At 61.4% G+C, this 12,893-nt stretch carries 11 protein-coding genes; 7 read left to right on the top strand and 4 right to left on the bottom strand.

The annotated features are described in order from the left end of the window. Positions 1-6: 6 nt before the first annotated feature. Positions 7-1,299 carry an aromatic ring-hydroxylating oxygenase subunit alpha gene (locus tag CI41S_RS23765; RefSeq protein WP_139480528.1) on the bottom strand — a complete coding sequence of 431 codons (1,293 nt, stop codon included), beginning with the start codon at positions 1,297-1,299 and terminating at the stop codon, positions 7-9. Positions 1,300-1,315: 16 nt separating this feature from the next. Continuing rightward, positions 1,316-2,527, bottom strand: coding sequence for an NAD(P)/FAD-dependent oxidoreductase (locus CI41S_RS23760; RefSeq protein WP_139480529.1), 1,212 nt, complete (start codon positions 2,525-2,527; stop codon positions 1,316-1,318). Between CI41S_RS23760 and CI41S_RS23755 the strand changes: the two genes are divergently transcribed. From CI41S_RS23755 to CI41S_RS23730, 7 genes are all read left to right on the top strand, one after another. After that, the gene (locus CI41S_RS23755) at positions 2,505-3,740 is read left to right on the top strand and encodes an amidohydrolase family protein (RefSeq protein WP_139861812.1); all 1,236 of its coding nucleotides are present in this window, start codon (positions 2,505-2,507) and stop codon (positions 3,738-3,740) included. The two genes, CI41S_RS23760 and CI41S_RS23755, sit on opposite strands and share 23 nt — an antisense overlap. After that, the gene (locus CI41S_RS43635; protein WP_172628159.1) at positions 3,733-4,215 is read left to right on the top strand and encodes a hypothetical protein; all 483 of its coding nucleotides are present in this window, start codon (positions 3,733-3,735) and stop codon (positions 4,213-4,215) included. The genes CI41S_RS23755 and CI41S_RS43635 overlap by 8 nt, the downstream gene beginning before the upstream one ends. Before the next feature lie 5 nt (positions 4,216-4,220). Beyond that, complete coding sequence (locus CI41S_RS23750) at positions 4,221-5,729, top strand: AMP-binding protein (RefSeq protein WP_139862150.1); 1,509 nt, start codon at positions 4,221-4,223, stop codon at positions 5,727-5,729. Positions 5,730-5,759: 30 nt separating this feature from the next. Next, positions 5,760-6,569, top strand: a complete 810-nt coding sequence (locus tag CI41S_RS23745; protein WP_139480532.1) for an alpha/beta fold hydrolase — start codon at positions 5,760-5,762, stop codon at positions 6,567-6,569. Continuing rightward, positions 6,566-7,345: a 2-keto-4-pentenoate hydratase gene (locus CI41S_RS23740; protein WP_139480533.1), complete on the top strand. Its 780-nt coding sequence runs from the start codon at positions 6,566-6,568 to the stop codon at positions 7,343-7,345. The genes CI41S_RS23745 and CI41S_RS23740 overlap by 4 nt, the downstream gene beginning before the upstream one ends. A 77-nt stretch (positions 7,346-7,422) precedes the next feature. After that, positions 7,423-8,655, top strand: a complete 1,233-nt coding sequence (locus CI41S_RS23735) for an ABC transporter substrate-binding protein (protein ID WP_244626669.1) — start codon at positions 7,423-7,425, stop codon at positions 8,653-8,655. A 713-nt stretch (positions 8,656-9,368) separates the two neighbouring features. Then, positions 9,369-9,590, top strand: a complete 222-nt coding sequence (locus tag CI41S_RS23730; protein WP_244622103.1) for a Rossmann-fold NAD(P)-binding domain-containing protein — start codon at positions 9,369-9,371, stop codon at positions 9,588-9,590. An 889-nt stretch (positions 9,591-10,479) separates the two neighbouring features. On the opposite strand, the gene cydB is transcribed toward CI41S_RS23730, so the two are convergent. Next, entirely contained in the window at positions 10,480-11,490 is a 1,011-nt protein-coding gene (gene cydB, locus CI41S_RS23725; RefSeq protein ID WP_172628158.1) for a cytochrome d ubiquinol oxidase subunit II, read from the bottom strand. Continuing rightward, a complete protein-coding gene (locus CI41S_RS23720) occupies positions 11,490-12,890 on the bottom strand; it encodes a cytochrome ubiquinol oxidase subunit I (RefSeq protein WP_139861810.1) in 1,401 nt (466 codons plus the stop codon). Before CI41S_RS23720 ends, cydB begins: the two co-directional genes overlap by 1 nt. Positions 12,891-12,893: the final 3 nt, after the last annotated feature.

Raw genomic sequence — 12,893 nt, 5'->3', positions numbered from 1 at the left:
TTCTCCTCAGGCCGCGACGCCTTGGATGCCGGACGCCGGGGCAGGGAACATCTGCTTGTTCCACTGCGTCCAGAACGCGCGCATTTGCAGCTCGTCGTCGTGATGCGCCTTGTCCTTGCCCATCCCCTTCGAGATGTCGTTCCAGAGCGCCTCTTTCGAGTTCTCGAAGCCGCGCTGGCAGTGCTCCAGCGCCTCGGCGTCGTCGGGTGTCGCGAAGCCGCCCGGGCCGAGAAATTCGAGGAAGTTGTTGAGGCGATATTTTCGCGCCCAGGCCGATTCATTATTCGGCGCCAGCGCCCAGGCGTTGATCACCATGTAGTCGGGGGCCATCGGGAAATAGGTGCGCACGGTCAGCGCCATGATGTCGTTGACGACAAGGTTCGGGAAGATGAACAGATTGCGGTTCTTCCGCGCGATCCGGTCGGCGCGGTCCTTGCCATGACGCTTGACCAGGTTGTCGTAGAGCTGGGTTATCTCCGACTTTCCGGTTTCTCCCCACCCGGGAATCCATTGCGCGACCGGACGTCCCCAGGGAGCGCCATATTCGAGAACGGCATGGCCGCTGCCGAGATCGTAGCCGTAACCGCCGCCGCCCATGCCGGAAGCGAGATTATCGGTCGAGCTCATCAGGATATCAAAATAGGTCGCATGAGTGGTTGCCGCATGATAGCCGTCGATACTGTTCTCGGTGAGAAGCTTCCAGTTCGCCCGGATCGAATATTCCTGGCTGCCGGCGACGATCGACATTCCGGCATCGGTCTGATCGCAGATGACGTCGAGGAATTCCTTCGCACCGGCGAGATAGTCGACCAGCGGAATGATGTTGGGATCGAACGAAATGAAGTTGAAGTCGCGATAGGTATCAAAGCGCGGCACCGGCTGCATATTCGAGGTGTCGCGGCCCTTGAAGCCCTCCGGGTAGGACGTCTCGCCGGGCTGGCTGCGGAGCTTGCCGTCCGCCCCGAATACCCAGCCGTGATAAAAGCACTGGAACGATTTGGCGTTGCCTTTACGCTCGCGGCACACCTGAGCGCCGCGATGCGGGCAGGTGTTGAGCAGGGCGCGCAGTTGTCCCTTGCTGTCTCGGGTGAACAAAATGCCGCGGCCGGCAACTTTGCGGGTAATGAAGTCGCCTGGCTTCGGCAGTTCGGACGAATGTCCGAGATACAGCCACGAGCGGTCGAATATCTTCTCTTTCTCGGATTTGAAGATCTCGGGGTCGACAAAATTGCGGCGCGCAACCTTGAAAATGCGCTGGGCCGGATCGACGAGCAGTGCGGGTTGGTGTTCTGCGTTCATTGCGGTTTCCTGTTCCCTAGGCAGCGAGTAAGCGCTTGAGTTCGAATGCCGGATTCTCGAGGTCGCTTTTTCGAACACGCTTGCGTGAGGCGACGAGACGGCGCAGCACTGCCATGTCCCGCGCGGAATTGACGGCGATGCCGCCGACGACTTCGCCGTCACGGACGCTGGCGACGGTAAAGCGTCCGTCGGTGGTGTCCCCCCTGACGATCTCGTCTCCACCGGCTGGATTGCCGACGATCTGGATGTTGGCGTCATACTGGTCGGACCAGAACCACGGCGGCGCGCCGTAAGCCGTCTCAATTCCTGCCATCGATCTTGCCGTGGCGATTGCCTGGTTCTGCGCGTTGGCCCAGTTCTCGATGCGCATCCAGCGGTCGTGGCCCGGGCTCCACTGCTCGGCGACGTCGCCCGCGGCAAAGATGCCTTCGATTGCGGTGGCACCAGTCGACGTCACGCGGATGCCGCGTCGCGAATCAAGGCCCAATTGGAGGGCAAGTTCGGTGACCGGCTCGACTCCGACGCCAACCAGGGCGAGGTCGGCCGGGATGAGGCGACCATCGTTCAGTTCCAGTCCGCCGGATATTGTTCGCTTTGCAACAGCGCCGCAGACGATCCTCGCCCCTTTCGATGAATGAAGGGAACGAAGGTAATCGGCGAGTGATCCGGAGCCGATCTGCGGCAGCAGGCTGTCCGCCTTCTCGATGATGGTGACCTGACATCCACGCCGGATCGCGGCGGATGCGACTTCGAGGCCCACGACTCCGCCGCCAACGAGGGCGATCCTTCGTCCGGGCTTTAATTCCGGGCGGAGCGCGAGCGCATCCCCCAGGCTGCGCAGATAGCGAACGGGAAGCGGGCCGTTGTCGAGCTCGGCCAAACGCCGCACGCGAGTCCCGGTCGCGAGCAGCAGTCGGTCGAATGAAAGTTCACGCCCGTTCGCAAGGGCGACAACGCGTCGCTGTGCATCGGCCGCCACCACAGAGGACGAAGTGAGCAATGCGACCTCGAGGTCGCTCCAATCCTGCGCCTGCCGTATGAGCGTCGGATTGGGCTCCTTGTCGATCAGAACGGCCTTCGAGAGCTGCGGACGCTCGTAAGGAGGGTGCTCTTCCTCGCCGACCAGGCTGATCGGGCCGTGATGGCCAGCTGCGCGCAATGCCTCGGCGGCCCGGGCGCCGGCCTGTCCGGCTCCAACGATCACGATGCGCGCTTCCTTCAGGTCCAACGTCGTTCACTCCCTTGGCGCGACATTTCCGCTCGTCGCTGCCGTGACGTTCCAAGGCGTCTTGACAGCCAAGATAAAAACAATCATTTCTGTTTGTAAAGTGAATTCTGTGACGCGCGAGCGCACAAGAACCACGACAAGAAGCTCGCAAGAGGGCGACAGGGAGAGCGTGTTGGGAACGGTGATTGACATTCACACACATGTTGTGCCTGCGCGGCTGCCCGCGGACCCAAAGCGGGACGCGCGTTGGCCGAGCGTCGAGCATTCGACGGGCGATCAGGCCACGGTGATGATCGCCGGCAAGCCGTTTCGAAAGATTGATACGCGATCGTGGGACGTCGAGCGTCGGCTTGCCGACATGCGCGAGGACGGCACCGACATGCAGGTGCTCTCGCCGATGCCGGAGCTGTTGTCGCATTGGCTGCCGCCCGATGACGCCGAGTATCTCGCTGATGTCATGAACGATCAGATTGCAGGCATGGTGGCACAAGCGCCGCACCATTTCGCCGGGATGGGGATGGTATGCATGCAGGATGTGCCGCGCGCCGTGCGGCAGCTCGAGAAGATCAAGGCGGTCGGTTTCGCCGGAGTCGAGATCGGAACACACATCAATGGCGTGGCCCTCGGCAGCGAGATCCTGTTTCCGATCTACGAGGCCGCGCAATCGCTCGATCTCGGCGTCTTCGTGCATCCGCTGCATCCAGCCGGGCTGGAGCGGGTGGGCGCCAGCCCGGAATTCGCGGCCACGGCCGTGTTTCCGCTTGAGACGGCGCTCGCGTCCGTGTCGTTGTTGGCCGCCGGCGTCCCCGAGAGATTTCCGCGGCTGCGAATCCTGCTGAGCCATGGCGGCGGGGCGCTGCCCTGGATACTGCCGCGGATGGATTTCGGCTGGGGGCTCGGCGCGAAAGGCAGGATGACGCAGGCGCCATCGAAGCTCGCTCGCAAATTCTGGTACGATAGCATTCTGTACGATTCCGTTTCGCTCTCGTTCCTCGGTCACGCGGTGGGCGAGAGCCGCATCGTCGTCGGGTCCGACTATCCCTTCGCAATACGGCAGAAGCAGCCGGGTGCGTTCGCCAAGCGCGCGCTGAGCAGCGAGGCGGTGCTCGCCGAGAATTCCTTTGGTTTCCTCGGGCGGCGCTACGAGGTTGCGCCGCTTGATGGCACAACAGTGCACGCGAAGGGCAAGCCGACGGGGCTATCCCATGGCTGACTGTCGCTCACTGCCTCAAATGTGTCTGCTCGGCCCAATTCCGCCGAGAACACCGGGCCGTAGCGATGCGCAGGTGCCATCGGACGCGGCGCGGGGCGTTTGCAAATACGGCCGAATACCCTTCGTCTATTTCTATCAGGACGGCGCGACAGCTGATCCGGCATTCGGCTTGCTCGACATCGAAATCGCGATCCAACGCCGTGGTCCCGGGCTCTTTGCGTGCGAGATCTATGCCATCGGAGACGGCTATCAGAGCGGACATGGCGCCAGCGAGCCCGAACCGCTGGTGTTCGAATTGCGTGGGCGAGGGCGCACGATCGCGAAAGCTGAATGGCGGTATCCCATCATTCTCAGCGGTCATATGGACGCATTGACGTATTCGATACCGCTGGCGCTCTCGGACGAGGCGTTCGAGCTGCTCGACCGCATTTTGGTGCCGCCGGCTCGCGCCAGGGTGACGGTTTGCCTGGAGTGAGCGCAATGGCAGACAAGACGATCGTGATCGGGGAGTGTCGCGTTGCGCGCCAGCAACTGCTCGACCAGGGCAGTCGTGCGGCCACGGCACTTGACGCAATTGGTGTCCGCGAAGGTGATGCAATCGCGCTGCTGATCCGCAACGACCCCTGCTATTTCGAAGTCCTGCATGCGGCTGCGTTGCTGGGTGCCTATGTTGTCCCATTGAACTGGCACAGCAAGGCCGACGAGATCGGCTACATTCTTGCCGATTGCACGCCCCGGGCCTTGATCGGACACAGCGATCTGATTGCGGCGGCCCAACCGGTCATTCCGGCCGAACTGCCGACTTTTATCATGGATGATGCGGCCGCGACCGCTTCGTCGTCACCATCGCCCTTTCACGCGCGGGATTGGCCACTGTTTCGCGACAACGCCGTTCGATGGGAACAGCCTGCGCGCGCGCCGCGGGGCACGATGATCTACACGTCGGGCACGACGGGGCATCCGAAGGGCGTTCGGCGCGCACCAATGACGCCGGAGCAGATCAAGAAGAACGCGGCGCTGCTTCGCGAGATCTACGGCATCGAGGCTGGCATGCGCGCTTTCGTCTGCGGGCCGCTCTATCACGCATCGCCCGGTGCTTTCGCACGGCAGGCCTTCCAGCACGCCGATCTCACGGTACTGCAACAGAGCTTCGATCCGGAGGATCTGCTGCGGGTCATTGCCGAGTATCGGATCACGCATCTGACGATGGTGCCGACCATGTTCGTGCGTCTGCTGCGGCTCGCTGACTCCGTTCGCGGCAGGTACGACCTGTCGTCGATCCGCTGGGTGACTCACACTGGCGCGGCCTGTCCGCCGGACGTGAAGCGCGGGATGATTGAATGGTGGGGGCCGGTGATTCACGAGACCTATGGAGCGACGGAGACCGGCGCTGCGGTCGGCTGCAACACCGAGGAATGGCTTGCGCATCCCGGGACGGTTGGCCGGCCGATGACCGGCACTGAGCTCAGGATCTACGACGAAGCCGGCCGCGAGGTCGCCCAGGGAGGCATCGGCGAGATCTATCTGCGCACGGAGGCCTATTCGGATTTCACCTACCACGGCCGTCCGGAGCAGCGTTCGGAGGTCGACCGTTCCGGGCTCGTGACCTGCGGAGATGTCGGTTATCTCGACGTCGACGGCTTCCTCTACCTCTGCGATCGCAAGCGCGACATGGTCATCTCGGGCGGGGTCAACATCTACCCGGCTGAGATCGAGAACGTTCTGGTCAATTGTCCCGGCGTACGAGATTGCGCCGTGTTCGGCGTGCCTGACGCTGAATTCGGCGAAAGCCTGATTGCAGCGATCGAGGCCGAGCCGGACGCCGAGCCTGCGCCGGCCGACGTCATGGCGTTCCTCGAAAGGCGTCTGGCGCGCTTCAAGGTGCCCAAGCGCTTCGTTTTCGAAACCCTGCCGCGGGAGGCGAGCGGCAAGATCTTCAAGCGGAAGCTGCGCGACCGCTACCTACAATCCGGCATCCCGCCGATGTGATCGGTCATTACCAGGAACAGGAGATCAAGCGTGGATCTAAGTGACAAGTTCATCGACGTGGCGGGGACCCGCACGCGTTATCATGATGTCGGGCAGGGAGAGCCGACGATTCTGGTCCACGGTGGTGGACCAGGCGCCTCGGGCCTGAGCAACTACCGCAAGAATGTTGAGGCGCTGGCGGCGCGCCGTCGTGTCATCGTCGTTGACTTACCCGGCTTTGGCGAGACCGAAGGCAAGCTGAAGGACGGACCGATCTTCGAGGCAATGGGCGAGTTCGTCCGCGCGTTCATGGACGCGATCGGCGTTCAGACGGCCAGTTTTGTCGGCAACTCCCTGGGTGGCGCGACCTCGCTGATGGTTGCGCTACGCGCGCCGGAGCGGGTCAACCGCCTGGTGCTGATGGGGACGGGTGGCAGCCAAGCGATCTTCACGCCGATGCCGACGGAAGGCCTGCGCCGCATGGCGATGTTCCATGCGGGCGACGGTCCTTCGATGCAGAAGTTGAAGGGCGTCATCGAACTCCTGGTGTTCGATACGAAATCGATCACCGATGCATTGCTTGAGGAGCGGTTGAAGGCCGCGACACGCAAGGATGTCATCGACATCTTCAAGCGGCCGCCGCTCGACATCTGGCGCGAGAATCTGGCTGCGCTGAAGCACCGGACGTTGATCGTGTGGGGGCGCGACGATCGCGTCGTGCCGCTCGATTCCGCCTTCATTCTGCTCAAAACCATGCCGAACGCGCAGCTTCACGTTTATCCCAAATGCGGTCACTGGGCGCAGTGGGAGAAGGCCGATGAGTTCAACGCGCTGGTCGCCGACTTCCTGGACCGGCCATGAACGCGCTCGTTGACAGGCTTGCGACCCGCTTGCAACACGCGGAATCTGCCCGGCAGTCAATTGAGCCGATCGCCGCCGAGATCGGCGAGGGTAACATCGCGATCGCTTACGCGGTGCAGTCCGAGGTGACCCGGCGCGGCATCGCAGGCGGGAGACGATTGGTGGGCCGAAAGATCGGTCTCACGTCGAAGGCCGTACAGCAGCAGCTTGGCGTCGATCAGCCCGACTATGGCGCCCTGTTTGCTGACATGGAGGTCCCGACCGGAGAGGCGATCGCAACTGCGCGGCTGATTCAGCCCCGGATCGAAGCCGAGATTGCACTCGTTCTGGAGCGCGATCTCGCCGGCGAAGACGTCACGCTCGGCGAGCTGATGCGATCGACCGCCTATGCTGTGGCAGCACTTGAAGTGGTCGACAGCCGGATACGGGATTGGAAGATCAGCATTCTAGATACCGTCGCAGACAACGGCTCGAGCGCGCGCTACGTGCTCGGTGCTTCGCCCCGGCGGTTGACGGATGTGGATCTCGAGGCCTGCGGCATGACGATGACCCGCAACGGGGCGATCGTGTCCGTCGGCTGCGGCTCGGCTTGTCTCGGTCATCCCTTGCGTGCCGCGCTCTGGCTGGCGCGGGCCATGGCGCGTGCTGGCCAGCCGCTGCGAAGCGGGGACGTTGTACTGACGGGAGCCCTTGGCCCGGTATCGCCGGTCTCGGCCGACGAAGTCTACGAGGCGAGGATCTCCGGCTTTGGCCCCGTCAGCGTGACGTTCACGTAGCCGAGCCCGCGCAACAGACCATTGGAGCCGATTCAAGAGCTTCAAGATCACCAACAATCGAAAGGGGAGGAATGAACATGGGACTGATTTCGCGAAGATCGGCGGTCGCGGGCCTCGGGGCGAGTGCGCTTGCATTCGTGGGCACGTCGCGGTCGCGCGCGGCCGGCAACTATGGACCGGGCGTCACTGATACGGAGATCAAGCTCGGGACCACCGCACCCTACAGCGGGCCCGCATCCGGCTATGGCGTCTACGGACAGGCGCAAACCGCCTATTTCCAGATGATCAACGACAATGGCGGTATCAACGGTCGGAAGGTCAACCTGATCTCGCTCGACAATGCGTTCTCGCCGCCGAAGGCGGTCGAGCAAACCCGCAAGCTTGTCGAATCCGAAGAGGTATTCGCGATCGCGGGATTTCTCGGTACGGCAACCAATGCCGCTGTGCAAAAATATCTCAATGCCAAGAAGGTGCCGAACCTGTTCCTGACATCGGGTGCCGAGCGTTTCAACGATCCCAAGGAATTTCCCTGGATCGTGCCGTTCTACCCGATCTACGTCGCGCAGGGAGCGGCACTAGGCGCATTCATCCTCAACCAAAGGCCGGATGCAAAGATTGCGGTTCAGTATGTGAACGACGATCTCGGCAAGGATTTCCTTCGCGGTCTCAAGAAAGGGCTCGGCGGCAACACCACTGCCATCGTCAAGGAGATCAGTCACGAGATCACTGAACCCTCGATCGACAACCAGGTCGCCGATTGCAAGGGGGCGGGCGCCGACGTCTTCGTACAGCTCACTTATTCCAAGTTCGCGGCACAAGGCATCCGCAAGGTGGCTGCCCTCGGCTGGAAGCCTCTCCACATCGTCAATTCGAATTGCAGTTCGGTTGGCGGAACGCTGGCGCCAGCCGGTCTCGACAATGCCAGGGGACTGATTTCGGCCTGGTGGGAAGTCATAGCGACCGATCCGCACCAGCGCGACAAGCCTCGTGTCAGGGCCTATGTCGAGTTCATGAAGAAATACCTGCCGTCCGTTGGCATCGACGACAACACCGCAACGCCCGGCTACAACAACGCCTACATGATCGAGCAGGTTTTGAGGCGATGTGGCGACGAACTCACGCGCGAACATCTGCTGAAGCATGCAACGTCTCTGAAGGACGAGCAGCCGCCGCTGTTTCTGGATGGCATCAAGGTCAACAACTCTCCAACCGACTATCGTGCCGTCCATAACCTTCAAATCACCCGCTTTGACGGCGCTAACTGGATGCCGGTCGGGAATATGGTTGATCTCGACGGCATTGCGTCATGAACTCGGCCCTCGAGTGATGGAGCTGATACGCAACTCGGGCCCAACGCCAATATCCGAGGGCGAAAAGAAGCGGTGCAGTCGGGGCTTCGAGTCGTTCCCCCGCTACAATCGTGCGATTTTGCGCGCTAAAGTACGATCTTCTACGATTTTCTACTCCTGAAAGTAGCGCTCGAACCAGTGCCGCGAATTGCGCTAGCCGCGAAACGCGGCGGTTCTCGCGTCGGTGATGAAATCTAAGCGCACTGTACGGCCGAGGCGATGGGGCCATGCGCGGAAGCGATGTTGACGATTCGTCCAACCGTGCTTTTCGTCTGCGGCAAAACCTTCGCAATGCGACGGTCACTTGTTGGCAGTCATCTTAGATTTCTGGAGAGTGGATGCGATCTTGCGCATTGGCGCTGATTCTTCGCGCAGCGCTGCTGAATGCGCGTACCTTAATATCGCTGCTGGCTGGAGTCGTCATTCGCAGTTTTGGCAGTGATTTTCGGCTAAGCCGTAGTGGAGATGGCAAAAATGGCGCACCCGACACGATTCGAACGTGTGGCCTTCGCCTTCGGAGGGCAAACGCCAACAGCCCGGCTGTCCAGCACCGACGGAAATCGAAAGGTTGGGCCAATACTTGGACGAGCCATGCCAGCGCATCGCTTCGCGGCAGGCCGAACCATGGCGCATTCAACTGAGCGAGGGCTGGGCTTCGAACGCTCGCGCAGGGCATGGCGGAGGAATACGCCGAGGATGGAATCCATGTCGGTCACGTCATCGTCGACGGCGCTATCGCCGGGGACAAAATTTTCAATCGCTTCCCCTCAGCCAGCCGGGAAGAAAGCCTGATCAGCATCGAAGCAATCGTGAACGCGTTCGCGTTCCTCTATGGCCAGCCAACTCGGGGTTGGTCATTTGAGTTTGACGTCCGAACGTCACGCGTTAAGCGGTGAACGGGGCATGCGGCGCCTAATTCCCTCGTCGGGAATATCGAAATCCGCCGCGGCGCGTTTGGCTTGGCGATACCAGCAAAAATACCAGCAAAGCGGACGGCTGCAGTGGGCTTTTGCTCGTATTTTCAATGCATCGCGAAAGTTTTCCGGAGAAATCCGGAATCGAACCATTGGCTTAAGTTATTGTTATTATTATTATTTTTTTCCGTGGTGCCCCTGGCCGATAATTGCCTAGAGCCGTAACCCTTTGAATTTGAAACCAGTTTTGTCGTCGATTGCTGCCGATACCAGCACAAATACCAGCAGGATGACGCGCGGCATTTGCCGATAAAAACCCCGGCAGCAGGCATGCCCCAATGCCCTTCCGGTCTTGACAATCGCCCCGACCGGAATCGAACCCGGCTCGGACTCGAAATCCCGGCGAGCCTCTTGTCATGCGTACCCCATCCAGTGTGCCCACAATCCCGAGCGAGACACTTACCTCGTGGTGGACGACTTCGGGGGTCGATTCGGTTGCGCTTGGCGCGAGACTGACCGCGTGACGCTGATCCGCGAGCTGCTGGATGGGCCAATGACGTCGAATATCTTGAGCGACGGCGCACGGAGAATGTCGGCACATACGTCTTCCCGGGCAGGGCGAGGACAATGCATTCGGCAGCTTGCCGGAGAAGCCGTAGCCGTGCATCATGATCGCTGAGGACATTGCAGGAGCAGATGATCATTGCAATTGCGCCTTCTGGCATCCGGGATCGTGGGAGCGCCCAGGTTGCGGGATGCGGCGTCTGAGTCAGGGCAGTTTGGCTCATGGAATAACGCGATGACGACGCGAAGCGTTTTGCATGTTTCGTCGTCGTCATCACTTGACCTCGCCAACGTTGACGAGAGCCGATCAGTGATACCCCGCTTCGGCCTTGACCTTTCCGCGGAACACCCAATACGACCAGCTCGAATAGGTCAGGATGACGGGTAGCAGGAATAGCGTTCCGACCAGCAGGAATGCCTGGGTGCGCGGCGAGGAGGCTGCCTCCCACAGCGTCAGTTGGTAGGGCACGATCATCGGATAGAGGCTGACGGCCATTCCGATGTAGGTCAGGACGAAGAGCCCGATCGCACTGAAGAATGGCGCCGCCTCAGCCTTGCTGTTGAGGGATCGCCAAGTCCAGAGTGCAACCACGCCTGACAGCACCGGCACCGGCAGGAACAACACGAAATTGGGCAAGCTGAACCAGCGCGCCGCCACCGCGGGGCTCATGATCGGTGTCCAGACACTCACGATGGCGATCGCAGACACGACACCGATGAGGCAGACGCGGCCGTAACGACGTGCCGCGGCCTGGACGTCACGCTCGGTCTTCAGGATCAGCCAGCCGGCGCCGAGAAGGCCGTAGCCGAACATCAGAGCGACGCCGGTCAGAACGGAGAAGGGCGTGAGAAACGCAAAGGATGTTCCCGCGAATTGCCCGTTTTGAACCGGAAAACCCTGGACGAATGCACCAAGCACGACGCCTTGCGCGAAAGTGGCGATCGCGGATCCGTAGCAGAATGCGCGGTCCCAGATCGTCTTGTTCTCGGCGTCGCGAACGCGAAATTCGAACGCAACGCCGCGAAACACCAGTCCAAGCAGCATGACCAGGATCGGGAAATACACGGCCGGCATGATGACCGCGAAGGCCTTGGGAAACGCGGCGAGGAGGCCAAGGCCGCCAAGCACCAACCAGGTCTCGTTGCCATCCCAGATGGGGGCAATCGAGTTCATGATGGTGTTGCGGGAGTGCTTGTCGCCTGCCAGGCCATAGAGCATCCCGACGCCGAGATCGAAGCCGTCCAGCAGCACGTAGAAGAACACGGCCGCGGCCAGGATCACTGTCCAGATCGGGACCAAATCGAGGATCTGGGTCATTACATTTCTCCTTTGATGACGTTGATGGCGGGGGTAAGGATCGGCGCGGAGGCAATGCCAGCCTCGACGGCCGAAGCCGTTTCACTGAACTCGACCGGCCCCTTGCGAATGAGCCGGGCAATCAGCATGACGCCGCAGGGATAGATCAGCAGGTAGACCGCCATGTAGGTCAGCAACGACAGCGTCACGTCGGAGCTTGTCAGGGACGGCGACACCGAGGCTGCCGTACGCAAGAGCCCATAGACCGTCCAAGGCTGCCGGCCGACCTCGGTCACGAACCATCCGGCCACGACCGCGATGAAGCCAAGCGGAAGCGCGCACTGACATGCCAGCAGGTACAGCCGCGTGTCGTAGAGCTGCCCGCGCCACCGCAACCAGCCGCCCAGCAGCACGAGCCCCAGCATCAACCCTGCGCATCCAACCATCGCGCGGAAGGCGAAGAAGGGGATCGCCACCGGCGGCCGCTGATCGGCGGGGAAGTCCTTCAGACCCTTCACCTCGCCATGGAGTTCGTGAGTCAGGATCAGGCTTCCGAGGAATGGAATTTCGATCGCGAACTTGTTCTGCTCGGCCTTGTCATCGGGGATCGCAAAGACCGTCAGCGGCACGCCCTTGCCGGTCTCCCAGCGAGATTCGATGGCCGCCAGCTTTGCAGGCTGATATTTGCGGGTGTTGAGGCCGTGCATATCGCCGATCAGCATCTGCATCGGCACCAGCAAGGTCAGCGCCCACAGCGCCATCGAGAACATGATGCGCGCTTCGCGAACCGAGCGGTTGCGCCTCAGCAGGTATGCGCCGACACCGAGGACGACGAAGCCGGTGGTGGTGAAGAATGCGAATGCGGTATGCGCCAGCCGATAAGGAAATGACGGATTGAAGATCACCTTGATCCAGTCTGTCGGAATGAACTGACCATTGACGATCTCGTAGCCGGCTGGCGTCTGCATCCAGCTGTTGGCGGACAAAATCCAGAACGTGGAAAACAACGTCCCGATTGCCACCATAAGGGCCGCGAAGAAGTGCGCCCATGGCGGCACCAGCTTGCGGCCGAACAAGAGGACGCCGAGGAAGCCGGCTTCCAGGAAGAAAGCAGTCAAGCCCTCATATGCAAATAGCGGCGACAGGACGTCGCCGACGGCGGCCGCATAACGGCTCCAATTGGTGCCGAACTGGAACGGCATGACGAGCCCGCTCACAACGCCCATGCCGAATGCGATGGCGAAGATCTTGGTCCAGAATGTCGAGATGCGGGCATATTCTTCGCGTCCGGTCGCGAAACTCAAGCCCTCGACGACTGCGATGAAGGACGCGCATCCCACGGTGAACGCCGGCAGCAGGATGTGCCAGGCGACGACCCAGGCGAACTGGATGCGTGATAACAGGACTGGATCGAAGTGCATCGC

Origin of the sequence: Bradyrhizobium ivorense (genome assembly GCF_900696085.1) — a bacterium.
Lineage (GTDB): Bacteria > Pseudomonadota > Alphaproteobacteria > Rhizobiales > Xanthobacteraceae > Bradyrhizobium > Bradyrhizobium ivorense.
Note: the sequence above shows the minus strand (reverse complement) of the source record. Positions and strands in the feature narration are given on the sequence as shown.